This is a genomic window from Novosphingobium sp. BL-A-41-Hi4A-0G (assembly GCF_055521735.1).
In genome coordinates this window covers 1,131,163-1,150,201 of sequence record NZ_CM145501.1, presented here as the reverse complement: position 1 = coordinate 1,150,201, position 19,039 = coordinate 1,131,163, and the positions used below count along the sequence as shown (strand labels likewise).

At 64.4% G+C, this 19,039-nt stretch carries 20 protein-coding genes and 1 tRNA gene; 3 read left to right on the top strand and 18 right to left on the bottom strand.

Translation table 11 applies throughout. The features are described 5' to 3' along the window. Window position 1: 1 nt before the first annotated feature. The 5 genes from ACZ1JX_RS05600 to ahcY all read right to left on the bottom strand — a co-directional run bounded on the left by ACZ1JX_RS05600 (window position 2) and on the right by ahcY (window position 6,028). Complete coding sequence (locus ACZ1JX_RS05600; RefSeq protein WP_465125776.1) at window positions 2-724, bottom strand: nucleotidyltransferase family protein; 723 nt, start codon at window positions 722-724, stop codon at window positions 2-4. Further along, window positions 721-1,704, bottom strand: a complete 984-nt coding sequence (locus ACZ1JX_RS05595) for an aminoglycoside phosphotransferase family protein (protein ID WP_465125775.1) — start codon at window positions 1,702-1,704, stop codon at window positions 721-723. The genes ACZ1JX_RS05600 and ACZ1JX_RS05595 overlap by 4 nt, the downstream gene beginning before the upstream one ends. Further along, on the bottom strand, window positions 1,695-2,144 hold the full coding sequence (tsaE, locus tag ACZ1JX_RS05590; RefSeq protein ID WP_465125774.1) for a tRNA (adenosine(37)-N6)-threonylcarbamoyltransferase complex ATPase subunit type 1 TsaE: 450 nt from the start codon (window positions 2,142-2,144) through the stop codon (window positions 1,695-1,697). Before tsaE ends, ACZ1JX_RS05595 begins: the two co-directional genes overlap by 10 nt. Then, window positions 2,141-4,489, bottom strand: coding sequence for a sensor histidine kinase (locus tag ACZ1JX_RS05585; protein WP_465125773.1), 2,349 nt, complete (start codon window positions 4,487-4,489; stop codon window positions 2,141-2,143). The genes tsaE and ACZ1JX_RS05585 overlap by 4 nt, the downstream gene beginning before the upstream one ends. Window positions 4,490-4,618: 129 nt before the next feature. Beyond that, window positions 4,619-6,028, bottom strand: a complete 1,410-nt coding sequence (gene ahcY / locus ACZ1JX_RS05580; protein ID WP_465125772.1) for an adenosylhomocysteinase — start codon at window positions 6,026-6,028, stop codon at window positions 4,619-4,621. A gap of 231 nt (window positions 6,029-6,259) precedes the next feature. Between ahcY and ACZ1JX_RS05575 the strand changes: the two genes are divergently transcribed. After that, window positions 6,260-6,739, top strand: a complete 480-nt coding sequence (locus tag ACZ1JX_RS05575) for a redoxin family protein (protein ID WP_465125771.1) — start codon at window positions 6,260-6,262, stop codon at window positions 6,737-6,739. Window positions 6,740-6,785: 46 nt separating this feature from the next. Here the strand turns inward: ACZ1JX_RS05575 and ACZ1JX_RS05570 are convergent, their stop codons facing one another. From ACZ1JX_RS05570 to ACZ1JX_RS05555, 4 genes are all read right to left on the bottom strand, one after another. After that, entirely contained in the window at window positions 6,786-7,532 is a 747-nt protein-coding gene (locus ACZ1JX_RS05570; RefSeq protein WP_465125770.1) for a TorF family putative porin, read from the bottom strand. 14 nt (window positions 7,533-7,546) lie between these two features. After that, window positions 7,547-7,996, bottom strand: coding sequence for a hypothetical protein (locus tag ACZ1JX_RS05565; RefSeq protein ID WP_465125769.1), 450 nt, complete (start codon window positions 7,994-7,996; stop codon window positions 7,547-7,549). Between the two features lie 112 nt (window positions 7,997-8,108). Continuing rightward, window positions 8,109-8,723 carry a GTP cyclohydrolase I FolE gene (gene folE / locus ACZ1JX_RS05560; protein WP_465125768.1) on the bottom strand — a complete coding sequence of 205 codons (615 nt, stop codon included), beginning with the start codon at window positions 8,721-8,723 and terminating at the stop codon, window positions 8,109-8,111. A gap of 13 nt (window positions 8,724-8,736) precedes the next feature. Next, window positions 8,737-10,296 carry a phospholipase D-like domain-containing protein gene (locus ACZ1JX_RS05555; RefSeq protein WP_465125767.1) on the bottom strand — a complete coding sequence of 520 codons (1,560 nt, stop codon included), beginning with the start codon at window positions 10,294-10,296 and terminating at the stop codon, window positions 8,737-8,739. A gap of 211 nt (window positions 10,297-10,507) precedes the next feature. Here ACZ1JX_RS05555 and ACZ1JX_RS05550 point away from each other — a divergent pair, with 211 nt between their 5' ends. Beyond that, entirely contained in the window at window positions 10,508-11,182 is a 675-nt protein-coding gene (locus ACZ1JX_RS05550; RefSeq protein WP_465125766.1) for a class I SAM-dependent methyltransferase, read from the top strand. Between the two features lie 21 nt (window positions 11,183-11,203). Here ACZ1JX_RS05550 and ACZ1JX_RS05545 read toward each other — a convergent pair whose 3' ends face one another. The 5 genes from ACZ1JX_RS05545 to grxC all read right to left on the bottom strand — a co-directional run bounded on the left by ACZ1JX_RS05545 (window position 11,204) and on the right by grxC (window position 14,507). Next, window positions 11,204-11,512 carry an FtsB family cell division protein gene (locus tag ACZ1JX_RS05545; protein ID WP_465125765.1) on the bottom strand — a complete coding sequence of 103 codons (309 nt, stop codon included), beginning with the start codon at window positions 11,510-11,512 and terminating at the stop codon, window positions 11,204-11,206. 1,272 nt (window positions 11,513-12,784) lie between these two features. Further along, window positions 12,785-12,861 (bottom strand) — tRNA-Arg (locus tag ACZ1JX_RS05540). 58 nt (window positions 12,862-12,919) lie between these two features. After that, window positions 12,920-13,405: a DUF1178 family protein gene (locus tag ACZ1JX_RS05535; RefSeq protein WP_465125764.1), complete on the bottom strand. Its 486-nt coding sequence runs from the start codon at window positions 13,403-13,405 to the stop codon at window positions 12,920-12,922. Further along, window positions 13,402-14,244: a carbon-nitrogen hydrolase family protein gene (locus tag ACZ1JX_RS05530; protein WP_465125763.1), complete on the bottom strand. Its 843-nt coding sequence runs from the start codon at window positions 14,242-14,244 to the stop codon at window positions 13,402-13,404. Before ACZ1JX_RS05530 ends, ACZ1JX_RS05535 begins: the two co-directional genes overlap by 4 nt. Next, entirely contained in the window at window positions 14,241-14,507 is a 267-nt protein-coding gene (gene grxC / locus ACZ1JX_RS05525) for a glutaredoxin 3 (protein WP_465125762.1), read from the bottom strand. Before grxC ends, ACZ1JX_RS05530 begins: the two co-directional genes overlap by 4 nt. 163 nt (window positions 14,508-14,670) lie before the next feature. On the opposite strand from grxC, the gene ACZ1JX_RS05520 reads away from it, so the two are divergent. After that, complete coding sequence (locus ACZ1JX_RS05520) at window positions 14,671-15,132, top strand: Hsp20 family protein (protein ID WP_465125761.1); 462 nt, start codon at window positions 14,671-14,673, stop codon at window positions 15,130-15,132. Between the two features lie 50 nt (window positions 15,133-15,182). Here the strand turns inward: ACZ1JX_RS05520 and ACZ1JX_RS05515 are convergent, their stop codons facing one another. The 4 genes from ACZ1JX_RS05515 to tpiA all read right to left on the bottom strand — a co-directional run bounded on the left by ACZ1JX_RS05515 (window position 15,183) and on the right by tpiA (window position 19,011). After that, window positions 15,183-15,872, bottom strand: coding sequence for a Crp/Fnr family transcriptional regulator (locus ACZ1JX_RS05515; protein ID WP_465125760.1), 690 nt, complete (start codon window positions 15,870-15,872; stop codon window positions 15,183-15,185). Between the two features lie 72 nt (window positions 15,873-15,944). Further along, the gene (locus ACZ1JX_RS05510; RefSeq protein WP_465125759.1) at window positions 15,945-17,576 is read right to left on the bottom strand and encodes a CTP synthase; all 1,632 of its coding nucleotides are present in this window, start codon (window positions 17,574-17,576) and stop codon (window positions 15,945-15,947) included. A 152-nt stretch (window positions 17,577-17,728) separates the two neighbouring features. Then, window positions 17,729-18,133: a preprotein translocase subunit SecG gene (gene secG, locus ACZ1JX_RS05505; protein ID WP_465126363.1), complete on the bottom strand. Its 405-nt coding sequence runs from the start codon at window positions 18,131-18,133 to the stop codon at window positions 17,729-17,731. A 107-nt stretch (window positions 18,134-18,240) separates the two neighbouring features. Next, the gene (gene tpiA / locus ACZ1JX_RS05500; RefSeq protein ID WP_465125758.1) at window positions 18,241-19,011 is read right to left on the bottom strand and encodes a triose-phosphate isomerase; all 771 of its coding nucleotides are present in this window, start codon (window positions 19,009-19,011) and stop codon (window positions 18,241-18,243) included. Window positions 19,012-19,039 lie beyond the last annotated feature (28 nt).

Here is a 19,039-nt window from a genome sequence, read left to right as displayed (position 1 = left end):
GTCAGTCGCGCTTGAGCGCGGCCTCGGTCGGGGCGATCATCTGCGGCTCGCCCACTTCGTACCACAGGCCATGATGCGAGAGGCCATAGAGCCGCCCCTCGTCCATCGCGCGCTGCCACAGCGTCATCGTGCCGAACGGCCCTTCGGGTGCATCGCGAAGCAGACGGTGCGAGACGATCTGGATGCCGCTGTAGATGAACGGCGCGACGCGTCCGGTACGGCGACGCGAGATGCGGCCCATCGCGTCCATGTGGAAATCGCCCTTGCCGCGATAGTTGAACGCGCGCGCGTGCGGCACCAACAGCAGCAGCGCGTCCATCTTCTCGGCATCCCAGTGGTCCGAAAGATGCGCAAAGACGTTGCGCGGACCATCGAGCCAGATGTTGTCCGAGTTCAGGCAGAAGAACGGATCGGTGCCGAGCAAGGGCAAGGCCTTGACCATGCCGCCACCGGTTTCCAGCAGCACATCCCGCTCATCAGAAATGCTGATTTCGGGCGAGGTGCGCCGCGCGAGGTAGGCCTCCATCGCATCGGCGAGATAGTGGACGTTGACCACCGCCCGCGCCACGCCTGCCTCTTCCAGCTTGTCGAGCGCGTGATCGATCAGCGGTTTTCCGGCCACGTGCACCAGCGGCTTCGGGCGCGAGGCCGTCAGCGGGCGCATCCGCTTGCCCAGCCCTGCCGAGAGCACCATGGCGACATCGCTTGCAAGGGGCTTGCTCATGCCTCGAACGTGCCTCCGCCAGCGGCGCGAAGCTCTGCCGGGATATTCGCATCGAACCATTCGGCTACCGGAGCCAGCGCCGGATGGGCCAGATCGCGCTCGAGCAGCGCCCAGACGCGCGGGATGTAATCGAGGTAGCGCGGCTTGCCGTCACGCTTCCACAGACGCACGAAAATGCCGACGATCTTGGCGTTGCGCTGCGCGCCGAGGCGGGCGTAGTCGGCAAGAAACTCCTCGCCCTCGCCCGATTGCTGCAGGTAATAGTCCAACATCCGGGCCTCAAGCTCGGGCGAAACGTCGCGCCGCGCGTCCTGCAGCAGCGAGACGAGATCGTACGCCGGATGGCCCGCGAGCGCATCCTGGAAGTCAAGCAAACCCTGCTTGTCGAGGCCGCCCAGCAGCATCACGTTCTCGGCGTGATAATCGCGCAGCACCGTCACGCCCGGACGCTGGCGCGGCAGGAGCTGGGTCATCACCTGCTCCCAAGCAGAGCTCCAGCTCCGCCCGTCGACATAGAGCGAGCGGCTTGGCACGTACCAGTCGATGAACAGCTTGGCCTCGCGCTGGTACTCGGCCAGCGTATAACCGGTGAACGGCCCCGGCGGGAGCTTGCGCAGCTGCAGCAGGGCATCGATGGCATATCGATAGACCTCTTCCTCGTCCTGCGGCCAGGCGTCGAGGTATTCGCGCATGCGCACTTCGCCGAAGTCTTCAAGCAGGACGAACCCCTGCGCGGCATCCTCGGCATAGATGTGCGGCGCGCGCATGCCATTGGCGTCAAGCCACTTGGCCGTGCGCAGGAACGGCTCCGGGTCCTCGGTCGGCGGCGGGGCATGCATCAGCATGGCGTTCCCGCTCGAACGGCGGATGCGGAAATAGCGGCGGAACGATGCGTCCCCCGGCAAGGGCTCGATCGTCGCGCCAACCCAGCCTGCTGTGTTCAGGAATGCGTCGACGCCCGGAGGAATGGTCAGGTCCATGCCCCCCGCTCTAGCCAATCGCGACCGGGCGTTACAATGGCCCGCCTGCCATTTTCCGTGGATTCCAGCTGGATCGACAGACAACCCGGCTCATGCGCGAAGCCACCTGCGTGTTCCGGCCATTCCGCGAGCAGCGCCGCACCTTCGCGGTAATCATCGAGACCGATCTCGTCCGCCTCTGAAGGGTCCTCGAGCCGGTAGAAATCCGCATGGACCAGTGGCAGGCGGACGGCAGGCGGATCGTAAACCTCGATGATCGCAAAGCTCGGGCTCGGCACTTCGCGCTCATGCCCCAATGCCGCGATGATCCCGCGCGCCAGCGTCGTCTTGCCTGCGCCCAAGCCGCCAGACAGCGCCACCACGTCGCCTGCGCGCAAGTCCGCCGCAATGCGCCGGGCCAGCGCTTGCGACGCTGCGAAGTCTGGCAGATCGACGATCATGGCAGCATCACGATGGCGCTGGTGCCAAGCCCCGGCTCGGACATCAGTTCCAGCGTCCCGCCATGCGCCTCGACCAGCTGGCGCACCAGCGGAAGACCCAAGCCCTGCCGCCGCTCCACGGCCTTCCCATCGGCTCCGACCCTCAGGCCTTCAAGCGCCCGTGCGAGAACCGCAGGTTCCATCCCGCGCCCGTTGTCGGAGACGACGACCTGCAGCACGCCACCCTTCTTGCGCGAAGCCTCCACGAGAATGCGACCACCTTCGGGCGTGGCGGCAATGGCATTGTCGATCAACTGTCCGAAAGCCCGCCGCAGCCGCCGCGCATCGCCGGTCACAACGCCCGCCGAACGATCCCCGCGCAGATCAAGCGTCAATCCGGCCGCCGCAATCTTTTCGCCGCGCTCCCTGACCACTTCGGTCAGCAGCGGGAACATCTCGACCGTTTCGTGCGCTAGCGGCAAAGTCCCCGCCTCGCTCTGTGACAGGTCGAGCACGTTCTCGATCTGCTGGCCAAGCCGCTCCACCGACGAAAGGATCGCCGCGACATACTCGTCCTGCTGCTCGGTCAGTTCGCCCGCAATGCCGCTCTGCAGCAGTTCGGCAAAACCGCCGATCGAGGTCAGCGGCGTGCGGAATTCGTAGCTCATATTGGCGATGAAGCGGGTCTTGACCGCGTCTGCCTCGACCAGCGCGGCATTGCGTTCGCGCAGCGCGGCCTCGGCCTTCTGGCTGTCGGTGATATCGAGCACGGTCAGCATGCCGTTGCCGTCCGGCAGCGGCACCCCGGCAAGCGCCAGGTGCCGTCCATCGGCCAGCGCCAGCCTGCCACTGCGCTGCTTGCGCTCAAGCGTGGCGGCCTGAATTACCTGAGCGATTGTGCCCACTTGCGCAGGCCGCTTGAGCTGCGCCGCAACCTTGTTGAGCAGGACATCGACGCGCGGGTGCGTGGTCAGGAACGCCTCGTCCAGCCCCCAGTCCGCCGCGAACCGGCGGTTCCACAGCTGCAGCTTGCCATCGGGCGCGAAGACGGCGAGCGATTCGAACAGGTTGTCGAAGGTCGCTGTGCGGGTGCGCAGCAGCGTATCGCGCGTGGCAGAAAGCTGGAGCTGTTCAGTGCGATCCTCGAAGATCATCAGCAGCCCACCATCGGGCATCGGCTGGCCGACCACGCGCAGATGCGTGCCGCCCGAAAGGTGCCACGATTCCTCGATTGGTTCGCGGGCCAGGAACCATGCCTGCCGCTCGCGCCGCCATTCCGGAAAGTCGCGCACTTCGGGCAGCCGCCCTGCATCGCGCATCCGGTCAAGCACGCGGTCGAACGGCGGCGTGTCGACGACCCACGCCTTGGGCACGCCGAAGATGCGCAGGAAAGGCTGGTTCGCGAAGACGAGGTTCCGCTTGTCGTCGAACTGCGCGATGCCGGCCGAGAGCGTATCAAGCATCTCGCGCTGGGCTTCGCGGAAGCGACGGAACTGGCGGATCAGCTCCTCCATTTCCTCTATATCGACCGCGTATCCGGCAATGCCGTCCTCGCCCAGCGGGAGATCGGTCACCCGCACCGCGCGGCGTTGCCCGCGGATCGTGGCAAGCAGAGAGCGCTCCACCGGCACCCGCCGCGACTGCGCCTGCCGCGCAACCTGCGCCGCGCTCAAGCCATCAACCGGTTCGATCAGTTCAATGCCCTGCGCAATCACCGCTTCGGCACTGGCGGCGCCCACGGCCTTGACATAGGCGCTGTTGACGAGCCGCAGGCGCAAGTCCGGCCCGCGGAACCACATCGGCAGCGGCGCGGCCTCTATCAGACCCGAAAGGCCTGCGAAATCCGCCTGCGCCGCAGCGGTATCGGCACGCAGCCGAACCAGTTCTTCCTGACTTTCCGAGAAATCGAAGAACCACACCAATGCCGCGCCACCGGGAGAAACCTGCGGATCGGCCAAGTGACCGTGCGCGGCAAGGCTGCGCTGCCCACCCTTTGGCGTCAATGCCATGCGGAACGAGGCGCCGGTCTTCTGCGCGCGCCGGACCGCATCGCTCAACTGCGAAAGCTGGATCTCGTCGAGCCCGCACCCGTCGCCATCGAGTTCTGAAAGATACCCCGGCATCGCATCGAAACCGAACCAGCCCGCCAGCCTGACCGGCCCTTCGATCTTGCCGTCCGCCCTCACCAGCAGAGGCAGCGCGGGAGATTCGTCGACCATCCGCGCCAGCCTGCGCGCCTGACGCTGCACCGCCTCGCCCTTGCGCGCGCGTCGGCGCGCATCGAGCACGAACCAGCCCGCCCCCGCCGTCCACGTGGCGAGCAGCAGTCCGATCAGCACCAGCACTGTCTGATTGAGCAGCGGCATCCTGCTTTCGCTACGGCGTGGTCCGCTGAATTACAATGCGGGGATTTGCTTTGCCCGCTGATCATCAAAGAGAAAGGGCGGCGTGGTTTCCCGCGCCGCCCCGTAATCTCTACGCTTTGAGCAACATGCTCAGTAGCGGTAGTGATCCGGCTTGAACGGACCCACTTCCGGCACGCCAATATAGTCGGCCTGCTTCTTGCTCAGCTTGGTCAGCTGCACGCCGAGCTTTTCGAGGTGGAGCGCAGCGACCTTCTCGTCGAGGTGCTTGGGCAGCACATAGACGTCGTTCTTGTAGTTCTCGGCCTTGGTGAACAGTTCGATCTGGGCGAGCGTCTGGTTGGTGAAGCTGGCGCTCATCACGAAGCTGGGGTGGCCGGTGGCGCAGCCGAGGTTCACCAAGCGGCCCTTGGCGAGGATGATGATCTGCTTGCCATCGGGGAACTCGACGAGGTCGGTGCCCGGCTTCACTTCGGTCCACTTGTAGTTGTCGAGAGCGGCGATCTGGATTTCGCTGTCGAAGTGGCCGATGTTGCAGACGATGCTCATCGGCTTCATCGCCTTCATGTGCTCGGCGGTGATCACGTCTTCGTTGCCGGTGGCCGTCACGAAGATGTCGCAGCGCTTGACCGCTTCTTCCATGGTGACGACTTCATAGCCTTCCATCGCCGCCTGCAGCGCGCAGATCGGATCGACTTCGGTGACCATGACGCGGGCGCCGCCCTGGCGCAGCGAAGCAGCCGAACCCTTGCCGACGTCGCCGAAGCCGGCAACGCAGGCAACCTTGCCGGCGAGCATGACGTCGGTGGCGCGACGGATCGCATCGACCAGCGATTCCTTGCAGCCATAGAGGTTGTCGAACTTCGACTTGGTGACCGAATCGTTCACGTTGATCGCCGGGAAAGGCAGCTTGCCGTCCTTGGCGATTTGGTAGAGGCGGTGCACGCCGGTGGTGGTCTCTTCCGAAACGCCCTTGATGTTCTTGACCGACTGCGTGAGGTAGCCCGGCTTCTTCTTGAGGAAGGCGGTGAGCGCGCGGACGAATTCGATTTCTTCGGCGTTCGAAGGCTCGAACAGCTTCTCGCCCGCTTCGACGCGAGCGCCCCACAGCGCGAACATCGTGGCGTCGCCACCGTCGTCGAGGATCATGTTGGCGGTGATGTCATCACCCCAGTCGAAGATCGAACCGACGTAGTCCCAGTATTCGGCCAGCGTCTCGCCCTTGATCGCGAAGACCGGGATACCGGCAGCGGCGATGGCAGCGGCAGCGTGGTCCTGCGTCGAGAAGATGTTGCAGGTGGCCCAGCGCACTTCAGCGCCGAGAGCAACGAGCGTCTCGATCAGCACGGCGGTCTGGATCGTCATGTGGAGCGAGCCGGTGATGCGCGCACCCTTGAGCGGCTGCGAAGCGCCGAATTCCTCGCGCAGCGCCATGAGGCCGGGCATTTCGGTCTCGGCGATCTTGATCTCGGCGCGGCCAAAGTCGGCAAGGCCGATATCGGCGATCACGTAATCGTTCTTGGCGTCAAGCACGCTGGCCACGAAGCAGTCTCCTGAAAAATCACACGCAGGACGACCCCATGGCCGCCAGCGCCTCTGCCACGCCCATAGCGTGCTGCGCCGCAACCTGCAAACTTAATATAAAGACTTCTTTATATCGCTAATCGGAGGTGCATCGCGTTCCCCCGGTTGCAGAGCGCAAAGCGCCCCTTATATCCGGAGCGCCATACTCGTCCGGGCTCCCTCGCCCGGCGCAACGAAAGGAAGATGGGGATGACAATCGCTGTTGGTGACAAGCTGCCTGACGTCAAGATCGTCAAGGCGACCGCCGAAGGTCCCGAAGCCGTGCAGTCGTCGGAATACTTCAAGGGCAAGCGCGTCGCGCTGTTCTCCGTCCCCGGTGCCTTCACGCCCACCTGCTCGGCCAAGCACCTGCCGGGCTACGTCGAAAAGGCCGCCGATCTCAAGGCCAAGGGCATCGACGAAATCGCCTGCACCGCCGTCAACGATCCCTTCGTGATGAAGGCATGGGGCGCAGCTTCGGGCTCGCCTGACGTGACCATGCTGGCTGACGGCAACGGCGACCTCGCCGAAGCGCTCGGCCTGACCATGGACGGTTCGGGCTTCGGACTTGGCAAGCGCGGCCAGCGTTTCTCGATGGTCGTCAACGATGGCGTCGTCGAGCAACTGTTCGTCGAAGCTCCCGGTGACTTCAAAGTCAGCTCGGCCGAACACATGATCGAGAACATCTGATCTACCAAAAGGCCCCCGGAAACGGGGGCCTTTTTCCTTGTACGCATCAGAACGACAGTCGCACCCTGCCCAGCACCCGGTCACCGGCATGCTTGAGGTCGGCATAGGGCGATACCGTGATCCCAGTCGTATCGATGTCAGTCCCGGCGTAGTCCAGACCGACCGTGAACGGGAACTGGTTGTACTCCACCCCCAGCCTCCAGTCGGCATAGTCTCCCGCCGGGCGCAAACGGGCCGAACGCGAGTCACGCGTGTCGCCGGTAGTATAGCCGAGCGAGGCCGACACGCTGATCGGAATCCCCGGAATTCCGGCATTGGCCGAACCGCGCAGGTAGAGGTTGTCGCCGCCGATGGAATCCTGCTTGGGCGCATAGAAGGCATCGGCGCGGACCTGCAGCGGGCCAATCGAATAGCGCGCGCCCACGCCCAGCTCGCCGTAGTTCATGCCCTGATCCGCCCCGCCGAAGACGTGGCCGATGGCCTCGGTCCGCAAAGTAATCGCTCCGGCGCTCCAGTCCTTGCCGATGGCGAGGTCGGCAACCACGTCGGCGTTGGCGTGGCGATCGGACTTGCGCAGGGCGGCCATCCGCACCGAGGCATCCAGCCCGGCAAAGCCGACGCTGGCGTCTGCCGAAGCGGAGATTTCCCCATCGCTCCAGCTCAGCCCGCGCCGGACTTCGTCCGTCGTCGCCTCTACCCCCGCATCCACCGATTGAGCATTGGCTAATGGCGCCTGCACCGTTGCGATGGCACCGAGTGCTGCCAGCCAGAGGGACGAATGGATGCGGGTCATGTAATCATTTCTCCTCAGCCCTCGCACTGACTGGCGTGGGCTCCTTCTGCTTCAACGAGGATCACTGCGCGATCCTGCGCGACCATGGCCATCATTGCACTGCGCAGGTCCTCGCGCCGTGCCTCGATCACCCGGTCGATGCCATTGCCCCGTTCGGAGCACCAACCCGGCGACGACCCAGTGATCACGTCATTGCGCAGCATCGAGCGCTTTGCTTGCAGGTTTGCGCCCACCTGTGCCTGTCGTTCGACCGAAAGCGAAACGGACCACTGGCAGCGCAGGGACGAAGCGCGCCCTGCCCCGGCGACGGTTCCGATCTGCTTCATCTCGACCCGCGTTGCTCCGGCGTAATCGGCGGTGATCGGGCCGGCCGGATGCTCGATGACGGTGGTATGCTCCATGGCCACGGCTGGCGCGCTCAAGGCCAGCGCGGCCGCGAACCCCGCAAAAGCGAGCGTCTTCATGTTCCTGTCTCCTGCGAACGTCCCGGCTTTTCTCCGGTGACGCCTACAAGATAGGGTCGCAATTGTGTGCGACCAACCGGCTGACTTGTAATGTTTCTTTGCTGAAGCGCGATCAGTAGCCCATCAGGCTGAGCACTTCCTTGCGGCTGCGGTTGTCCTCGAGGAACGTGCCCATCAGACGGCTCGTCACCATCCCGACGCCCGGCGTGCGCACGCCGCGTGCGGTCATGCAGGCGTGGCTCGCCTCGATCACCACCGCCACTCCGTGCGGCTTCAGATTGTCCCAGATGCACTGCGCGACTTCAGCGGTTAGCCGCTCCTGGATCTGAAGGCGGCGGGCGTAGGCGTGGAGCACGCGCGCAAGCTTCGAAATGCCGACGACCTTGTGACGCGGCAGGTAGGCGATCGCGGCCTTGCCGATGATCGGCGCCATATGGTGCTCGCAGTGGCTCTGGAACGGAATATCCTTCAGCAGCACGATCTCGTCGTAACCGCCCACTTCCTCGAACTGGCGCGCCAGATGGCTCGCCGGGTCCTCGCCATAGCCGAGGCAGTATTCCTTCCACGCCCGCGCGACGCGCTTGGGCGTGTCGAGCAGCCCTTCGCGCGAGGGATCGTCTCCCGACCAGCGGATCAGCGTGCGGATGGCTTCCTGCACGTCATCAGGCACCGGCAGCTTGCCACGGGCCAGATCATCGTCCTCATCGGGCCCAACCACACCGCTCATCACGTCGTCCTCGTCATCTAGCAGGCCGCCGCAGGAAGCGGCTCCTGAACAGGCCCCGGCGGTAGAAGGACAGCATTTCCTCCGGCCGTTCGGGGTCCAGCACCTCGTTGTCCGCCAGCGCCTTCTCCGCATCGCTGAGTTCACGCGGCACGAACCGCCCGAGCCTCTTGCCGCCCTGCGGAGCCGCAGCGATGGCACCGGCCATCGAACCGTGCCGGTCGAGCAGTTCCGCTACCCTCTCGGGCGCGATACCGCAATGCTCTGCCAGCAAGGAAACACGCAGGCGATTGATCACCTCTCCGCAATGTCCGTTGGCCGGACGCGCACAATCGATGAACACGTCACACTCGCTGTCGAGACCCATTGAGCGATTGTTGAGATTGGCCGATCCGATGCGCAGGATCTCGTCGTCGACGATGGTCAGCTTCGAGTGGACATAGATCGGCGTGCCGCCTGCCGTGTAAGGATGCCATACCGAGAAACGGCCCGCATGGTCGACTTCCTCGATCGCCCGCACCAGCCTGACCCGCGCGCCGTCCATCGCCGTCTGTTCGAGCCAACCGGAGGAGCTTTCGGGATTGATCAGCACGATCTCTGGAGGATCGGGCTCTTCCATCCGCCTGACGATGGCCTCGGCAATGCTGCGCGAGGCGAAGTACTGGTTCTCGAAATAGATGAAGCGCTTTGCCCGCTCGATGTGCTCGATGAACAGCGCCTCGATCTCGCGCACCTCGCGCGCCTCGGCGTAGTGCGAGCGGGTGCGGGAAATGCCGATCTCGACATTGCGGAATTCGGCCTCGATCGACGCTGGCCATGGCGACGATTGCTGTACCTTGCACGCGGCAAAGGGCTTGCCCCCGGCCTGCTCCCAGCGCTTGCGACCGAACGCGCCGAGGACAGTGGCGGCATCACCTTCCATCAACATGGTACAGTCGTGCCAGGGGCCATAGGTCTTGCCCCCCGGCCCCCTGCGACGGGGTTCATCGTCGAGATGCTTGCGCGTGTCCCAGCGGTCGCCCGCCATGTCGATCCCGCCGCAGACGGCAAAGCGATCATCGATGACCGCGATCTTCTGGTGATGACTGCACCCCAACGGATGCGCACTGTCCAGCTTGAACACGATGCGCGGGTGACGCCACCAGCGCAGCAGGTCGAGCATCATCGAGCCTCGGAAAAAGGCCTTTAGCGCACCGAAGTTCCACTTGAGCACGCGAACGTCGAGCCGCTTGCGCCGATTGGACAGCCACACCACGAACGCACCGAGACGCGCAGGCGATATGCGTTTGCGCGGCAGGTTCCACCAGCGCCGGCCGCCGCCGATGATGATGCGCGTATCGAAGTCCCAACCGATCAGCAGGATACGCTGCCGCGCGCGCATCATCGCCTCGCGCATGAGCGCAAAGTAGTCCGCAGCATCGATCACTGCATGGGCACGGGTGGCCATGGCAAAGCGCCAGACGGAACTGGATTCGGCCTCGGCGGAGTCCGGAACAACCGGATTGGCTTCGACTGATTCGGAAATGGCCTCTTCGGTCACGTCGCCCCGCGCGCTGTTATTATCATTGAAGGACACGAAAACTGACTTCGCACATAGCCCATTTATAACCAAGGTTTGCAACCGCTCGCCAGATAGATTGTTATTTCATTACCGGCAGTTACATTTACAGCAATTTGGCTTTACCACGTAGTTATCCGCATTACCTCGCAAGGAGATGGCCCGCAGCTTAGCCTTGATGTCCTCCCTACGCACCGGTCTTCTTGCGGTTCCGCCATTGCGCTCTGCATTGTCGCGACTGCGTGAACTCGCCGACCCAGACCGTCGCGCCATTGCCCGGATGAAGCGGACTCACGCACAGGCCGTGCTGCAGCCTTGGCCGACCACTTTCGAGGATCGCTACCCGGAAATCTTCACCGCACTCGACGCGCATCTGTGGACGATCGCCAATCCCCGCATCCTCTCGTTCGGCTGCTCGGACGGGAGCGAGGTGCGCAGTCTGCGGCGCTGGTTCCCGAACGCCCGCATCGTCGGCCTTGATCCGAACCCCGCGATGATCCGCACCGCGCGCGCGCATCTTGCGCTCCATCCAGATCCCGGCACCTCCTATGTCGAGGCCGCTGGCGTGGCAGACCTGGGCGACATGAAGTTCGACGCGATCCTGGCCATGGCCGTGTTCCGCCACGGCCAGCTGGAAGCCACAGAGCCTGACAGTTGCGCGGACATCCTGCCGTTCAGCCGCTTTGCCAACACCATTGCCGAACTCGACCGACGGCTAAATCCCGGCGGCTGGCTGACGATCTGGAACGCACACTTCCGCTTCCGCGATACGCCGACGGCATCGGGCTATGAGGCACGTTCTCTACACTTCACCCGCGCCGAACCGATGGTCCTGACCTATGGACCGGACAATCGCCGCATCGAAGGGGAGTATTGCGAAGCGATGTTTCGCAAGCGCCCCTGAGAAGGCGCGCGGGCGAAGCCATCAATTCTTGAGCTGGATTACCACATCATCGGGATGGGTGACGTTGAGATTGCTGTGCAGCAATTCACCGACCAGGTCCGGATCGGCATGACGCGGATCGAGCAGGTCCACCCGGTTCTTCATCCGGTCCCGATCTGCAGTCAGCGCAGCGATTTCCTTCTGTCGCTGCTCAAGCACCCGCGCATTCTCGCCCCATGCCAGCAACCCGCTGGGCCCTGCAATGCCGATGGTCCCGAGCACCAGCAGCGCAACCAGCGCGAGCGACTGGGTGAGGCTGTCCTTGGGTAGAAGAGGGCGGCGCGATTGCATGAAGCGACTGAATCATAAATCCTGAGCGAGTTCAAGCCGCAAAGGCAAAGATGTGTCATCTTGGGGACATCTTGCGGCGGTGTGAGTGTCGCGCAGGGGTGACCAGCCCGCTTGTTTCTCGCAGAGACGCAGAGCGGGTAGAGGGCGATCGGTTTCGCGCGGAGACGCGGAGGCGCGGAGAAGAAGGAGGATTGAGGCGGCTGCGCCGCAGGCTCTTTCCTTTCTCCCCTTCTTCCTCCGCGTCTCCGCGCGCCATTCCTTCTCTGTTCCCCCGCGGAGGCGGGGGCCTCGTGCGGTTTGCTGTGAGGGTCCGTGAGAACACCGAGGTCCCCGCCTTCGCGGGGACGCATGAATTCTCACGCAAAGCCGCAAAGACGCGAAGGTGTTGCGCTTTGGGGTGAGGATGCGTGTGGTTGGTCGGTGGTTGAGGAGTGGGACGCCTGCGGCGGGCGCGACCTCTTTGCGTCTTTGCGTCTTTGCGTGAGATCATTCTGTTGCGCTGTTTGCCCACCCCGCTGCGACTAGGTTCGCTTCGCTCTCCAAGTCTCGCGGCCCTCCCGCCTGCGGGAGGGCTGGATGAAGCGCTGCGTGTCTCTCCCCTCCCGCAAGCGGGAGGGGCTGGGGGTGGGCATCGCCGATACGCGATAAAGCAAAGCATCCGCTGGCGAGTGCGGACGGTAACGCCGGGGGAAGGCACAGATCGCGCGACCGGTGCGGTGCCGTCGTGGCACGCGCGGGGAGGGCGCGGGACCGGTTGCGAGTGGCCGGGGGGCGGTTCCGGACCCCTTGTCGGCTCAGCCTGAGGGCGGACATATGTGAAAGGACGAAGCCTTGGCAGCGGCTCGCGTGCTGCCTTGGCTTCTGGCAAGCGGCTGCGTGAAAAGAACCTGTCGTTTGTGCTGACACTGTCGCACAATCATGGCGGGTTCCGCATCCGCAGCGTCGCTCAGGGTTCGGCGCCGTGCTATCAGCCCTGGGTTGTCCTGTCTGTCCTTGGGTCACGACAGGGTTTGCCCGGTGGGTCTTGGGCTTAACGCCCCGCATTGAACCCACGCGCACCTGCCGCACCGATCGCGCCGGAGGCTTCGGCAAACAGCCTGACCTCCGAAGGGAGAGGAGCGGGTTGGCCTTTTGCCCTCTCCTGACCTGTGGGCGGGGCGTATAACCTATATGGTTCGTTTTGTCAAGCAAGTTGTCGTCGCGAAGCGACGGTGCCGCTTGTCGCTGGATTCCCGCCTGCGCGGGAATGACGAGGGGTGGGGGAAGGAAAAATGGTGCGCCCGACGGGATTCGAACCCATGGCCCCCAGATTAGGAATCTGGTGCTCTATCCTGCTGAGCTACGGGCGCCCGCGTTTCCTTTAGGCAGGGGCGCGCGGGCTGGCAACGCCGATTCAGCGGGGTAGATTTAGTTGGCTTCTTCGGGCGGCACCACGGGGACGAGCAAAGGGGCGACCGGGATACCTTCCTCCATCAGTTCGCGCGCTTCGTCGAGCGTCGCGCGGCCATGGATCGCGGCCGGGTCCTTTTCGCCGTAGTGCATGGCGCGGGCATCGTCGGCGAACTTCTCGCCCACCCAGGTGGAAGACTTGATCGCCTCGGCCTGCATCGCGGCGACGGCCTTGAGCATGGCGATCGCCTCTGGCGGAAGCGGTGCGTTGGCCATGGGCTGTGCTGCGGGCACCGGCTCGCTGGTCGTCCGCGTCGGGACTGGCAACTGGTTGCCCTTGCGGCCGACATTGGGGGCCATCACGGCTTTGACCACCTCGGGCGAACCGCAGGTCGGGCACGAGACCAGGCCACGCGCCTGCTGACTCTCATAGTCCTGCGAGGAGCCGAACCAGCCCTCGAAACGGTGCCCGTTCGGCCCGCACTGCAGATCAAAGACAATCATGCCGCCGATCTAGGGATTTCGCGCTTGTTGGCAAGGGATGGCAGCTGCGCGCGCACCTCGCCCGTTCGGGCAGGGTCGATGGTTGCGAAACCAAGCGAGCCCCCTTCCCCGCCGTCGTAAGCCACTTCGCCCCACGGATCGACGACCAGCGAATGGCCGTAAGTCTCGCGGCCATCTTCATGACGCCCACCCTGCGCGGCAGAGATGACCCAAGCGCTGGCCTCGACCGCGCGGGCCCGCTGCATCAGGTGCCAGTGGGCCTTGCCGGTGGGTACAGTAAAGGCGGCGGGGATGCGGATCGCGTCGCAGCGCTGGCGGCCGAGTTCCTCGAACAGCGCGGGGAAGCGCACGTCGTAGCAGATCGCAAGGCCGAGGCGACCGACCGGCGTCTCGACCGTCACGACTTGCTCTCCCGGTGTGTAGGCCGCCGATTCCCGCCAGGTCTCGCCCGTGGCAAGGTCGACGTCGAACATGTGGATCTTGTCGTAGCGGGCAGCGATAGCGCCATCGGCGTCGATCACGAAGCCGCGGTTGGCCCACTTGCCGTCCTCACGCAGTATGGCGAGCGAGCCGAGATCGATCCACAGGCCAAGCTCGCGCGCGGCCTTGCCCGCAGCGGCGAGCACGGGGTTGTCCTGTTCGGGGACGATGTTGGGCGTTGCCCTCGCCCGGTCACGGTCGAGCAGCCCGCACATCTCGGGCGTGAACAGCATGGCTGCGCCTTGGAAGGCGGCTGCCTTGGCTGCCTCGACAATCGCGTCTGCGTTGGCCTGCGGGTCGGTCCCGCTGGTCATCTGGAACAACGCGACCTTTACGGGCCTGCTCTCCGTGGCGCTCACTTGCCGAGCATCATGTCCAGCTTGCCCTGCGCATTGAGCGCGGCAAGATCATCCGAACCGCCGACGTGGATACCGTCGATGAAGATCGAGGGAACAGTGGTGTGGCCCGGCGCGCGCTCGAGCATTTCGGCCTTCTTCGGACCGCCCATGGTCACGTCGAACTCCTCGTAGGCGACCCCCTTGCCATCGAGCAGTTGCTTGGCACGCGAGCAGTAGGGGCAGCCCCACTTGGTGTAGACTTCGACCTTGGGGGTGTTCGACATGAGGTTCCTCGATGAGGGTCTTGAAAAGCGGTTTTCGCTAACACACATGGGTTTTCGTGTCATGCGCCGCAAGTCGGGCATGGCTCAAAAACCGCCGATGCGGGCGCCGGGTTCCGGGCTTCGCAGAAGGCAAGTGCAGATTGCTCAGAACGAGGATATTGCCATGAACCGTTTCGACTTTACCCCTTATCGCCGCACCACCGTGGGCTTTGACCGCCTGTTCGACCTGCTCGAACGCCAGGCCCGCGCCAATGCCGGTGACAACTATCCCCCCTTCAACATCGAGCGCAGCGGCGAGGATGCCTATCGCATCACGCTGGCGGTTGCCGGGTTCAAGGCCGAGGATATCGATATTACCGCCCAGCAGAACCTGCTGGTCGTGAAGGGCCAGCGCCCGGAACCGCAGGAGCGCGAATACCTCCACGTCGGCATCGCAAACCGCGGCTTCGAGCGTCGCTTCGAGCTGGCCGATTTCGTCCGCGTCGAAGCTGCCGACCTTGCCGATGGCCTGCTGACCATCGACCTCGTTCGTGAAGTGCCCGAGGCGATGAAGCCCAAGAAGGTACTGATCGGCGCGCAGAACCAGCTCAAGGTCATCGAAGGCGACAACACCGCCGCTGCCTGATCGGGCTTCTCAAATCGGAAGGGCGGGTCGCAAGGCCCGCCCTTCCTGCATCACCATGCCTCGGCCACATCGACCAGGGCTTCGCGGTCGAGAATCGTTACGCGCCCGCCCTTGAGCGCAACGATGCCGTTATCGACCCAGGCCGAGAGCTGTCGGTTGATCTGTTCGCGTGACATGCCGGCGAAGTTGCCAAGTTCGCCCTGGCTCAGCGCAATCTTGAGCTGGTTGCCCTTGTCCGAATTGTCACCCATCATCAGGCGCAGCAAGAAGCGGGCGAGCCTCGGGCCGGAGGTATAGGCGCGGTCGGCCTCGATCACGGCGTTGTTCTGGCGGAGCCGTCGTGCCATCGCCTTGAGCAGGCGTAGCGAGAGGCCCTTGTGCTTGTCGATGATCTCGGCAAACGCGCCGCGCGACAGCACCAGCGCTTCGACTGGATCGATTGCCTCGACCGTGGCGGTACGATCGCCGCCGTCGAGAAAGGCGATCTCGCCAAGCACGTGGCCGGGCTCGGCATAATCAAGGATGATCTCGCGGCCATTGGCGGCAACCATGCTGACCCGGGCAAGGCCCTTGAGCACGATGAACAGCGTCTTGCCTTCCTCGCCCTGGCTCATCAGCACCTGGCCGGACTTCCACGAGCGGACCTGCCCGCGCGCGATGATGTCCGAAAGCTCGGCCTGCTCGCAATCGGCAAACAGGCTCTGCGCCGTCAGTGCTTCAGCCAGCTTGGCCGCGTCCATCGGAACTCCCCTCGATACCTGACGCGCAAGTAATCAGGGAAACCCCTACGTGACCAGCCCCTTTTAGGCGATTTAAACCAGACGCGCCTGCTTGACTGCTGCGGCGATGAAGCCGGCGAACAGGGGGTGGGGTTCGAACGGGCGGCTCTTGAGCTCGGGGTGGAACTGCACACCGATGAACCACGGGTGGTCCGGACGCTCGACGATTTCGGGCAGGAGGCCATCGGGCGACATGCCGGAGAACACCAGTCCGCCCTTCTCGAGGCGCTCCTTGTAGGCAACGTTTACTTCGTAGCGATGGCGGTGGCGTTCGCTGATCTCGGTTGCGCCGTAGATGTTGGCGACGTGGCTGTTGCCGGCAAGCTTGGCCTCATAGGCGCCAAGCCGCATGGTCCCGCCCAGATCGCCGCCTTCGGAGCGCTTCTCTAGGCCCTCGGCGGTCATCCATTCGGTGATGATGCCGACGACGGGCTCATCGGTCGGACCGAATTCGGTCGACGAGGCATCGGCAATTCCGGCCGTGTTGCGCGCGCCTTCGATACAGGCCATCTGCATGCCGAGGCAAATGCCGAAGAACGGTACCTTGCGTTCGCGGGCGAAGCGCACCGAGGCGATCTTGCCTTCGGTGCCGCGCTCGCCAAAGCCGCCCGGCACGAGAATGCCGTGCATCGGTTCGAGGTAGGCGGCGATTTCGGCGTCGTCCTTCTCGAACAGTTCTGCGTCGAGCCACTTGATGCGCACCTTGACGCGGTTGGCCATGCCACCGTGTACCAGCGCTTCATTGAGTGACTTGTAGGCATCCTGCAGGCCGACGTACTTGCCGACGACACCGATGGTCACTTCGCCTTCGGGGTTCTGGTGGCGGTCGACAATGTCGTCCCAGCGGGCGAGGTCCGGCTCGGGCGCAGTCAGGCCGAAGTGCCGCAGGACTTCGTTGTCGAGCCCTTCGGCATGGTACTGCAGCGGCACAGCATAGATGCTGGAGGCATCGAGCGCCGGGATGACGGCAGACTTCCGCACGTTGCAGAATTGCGCGATCTTGGCGCGCTCGCCTTCGGGCAGCGGCTTTTCGCAGCGGCACAGCAGGATGTCGGGCTGGATGCCAAGGCCGGTGAGTTCGCGCACCGAGTGCTGTGTGGGCTTGGTCTTCAGCTCGCCCGCAGCGGCGATGTAGGGAACCAGCGTGACGTGGACGAAGCAGGTCTGCTCGCGGTCCAGTTCGTTGTGCATCTGGCGCAGGGCTTCGATGAACGGCAGACCTTCGATATCGCCGACGGTGCCACCGATCTCGCAGAGCACGAAATCGAGGTCTTCGGTCTCGGCCTGGGCGAAGTCCTTGATCGCATCGGTCACGTGCGGAATCACCTGGACAGTAGCGCCGAGGTAATCGCCGCGGCGCTCCTTGGCGATGATGTCGCGATAGATGCGGCCCGAGGTGATGTTGTCAGCCTGGCGCGCCGAAACGCCGGTGAAGCGCTCGTAGTGGCCAAGGTCGAGGTCGGTCTCCGCGCCGTCGTCGGTCACGTAGACTTCGCCGTGCTGATAGGGGCTCATCGTGCCCGGATCGACGTTCAGATAAGGGTCGAACTTGCGGATTCGCACGCGAAATCCACGAGCCTGCAGGAGAGCCGCGAGGCTCGCCGCCATGAGTCCTTTGCCGAGCGAGGAGACCACGCCGCCGGTGATGAAAATGTACCGCGCCATGGGAGTCGGGCCTTAGCGTCAGAAGTTGCAAGGTGGCAAGCGGTTGCGGCTGTAATCTTTGCCGCAATCCACAGCCATGGGTCAAACGCAACACGAAGACCGCCCCGCGACCTCAAGGAAGCGAGTCGGCCGATCGCATTGCGATAAAAGCTTTACTGCCCGGCGGCACCCTTGAGCGGGTCGGTTGCCGGAGCAGGAGCCTGCTGCCCGGCGGGAGCAGCTGCGGGCGCTTGAGCAGGCTGGCCGCCCTGCGCCGGAGCAAGCGGATCAGTTGCAGGGACGTTCTGCACGGGAGCCGTCCGCTCGAGCGAAGTGTCGATCTCACGGCTCGATGTCGTGCCCACGGCGAGAGCCGCGAGAGCGATGCTCAGCACCACGAATGCCGTTGCCAGCACCGACGTAAGCCGGGTCATGAAGTCTGCCGCGCCGCGCGCCGACATGAAGCCGGCCGGGCTGCCGCCAACGCCGAGGCCGCCGCCTTCGGACTTCTGGATAAGGATCACCACGACAAGAAGGGCCGCGACGATCGCCTGGACCACGGTGAGGAAAATGAACAGCGACATGAATCTCTACCTTCAGCGCGAAGCCGCGCAGGAACTCCGGCCATGTAGGCGCGCATGCGCCGTGGCGCAACCCGCAGGATCGGTGTGGTGGCCTGACGCGGTCAGGCTTCGCCCGAACCGGCTGCTGCGATGATCGGCAGGAACGCATCGGCGGTAAGGCTCGCGCCCCCGACGAGCGCCCCGCTGACGCCTTCGGCAGCGAGCAGCTCAGCAGCGTTTCCGGCATTGACCGAACCGCCATAGAGAATGCGCACCTTCTCTCCCGCCTCGCCATAAAGCGCCAGCAGACGGGCGCGAATGGCTGCGTGCATCGCGATGACATCGGGCACTTCTGCCACGCGGCCCGTGCCGATTGCCCAGACCGGCTCATAGGCCACGGCGACCTTGCCTGCCGCAATCGCATCGTTCGCCGCATCGCCTTCGGGCATCGAGCCATCGACCTGCCCCGAAACGACTACCTCGGCCTTGTCGGCGTCCCGCTCGTCCAGAGTCTCGCCGACGCAGACGATGATGCCGAGGCCCGCGGCCAGCGCCGCTTCGGCCTTGGCCTTGACCACCGCATCGCTCTCGCCATGGTCCTTGCGGCGTTCGCTGTGGCCGACGATCACGAAGTCCGCGCCGGTATCGACCAGCATCGGGGCCGAGACATCACCGGTGTGGGCGCCCTTGGCAGCGACATGGCAATCCTGCCCGCCAACGCCCATCGCGCTCACGGCTTCACGCAGCGCACCGATCAGAGTGAACGGCGGCGCGAGCGCGACCTGCACGTCGGGATAGCGTCCGGCCGCGCGGTCGATCGCGCGAGCCTCGGCCAGCATGGCGCGGCTCCCGTTCATCTTCCAGTTGCCCACGATGTAAGGACGATGCGGCATGTTCGGCCAGTTCCCCTGAGTATTTCCT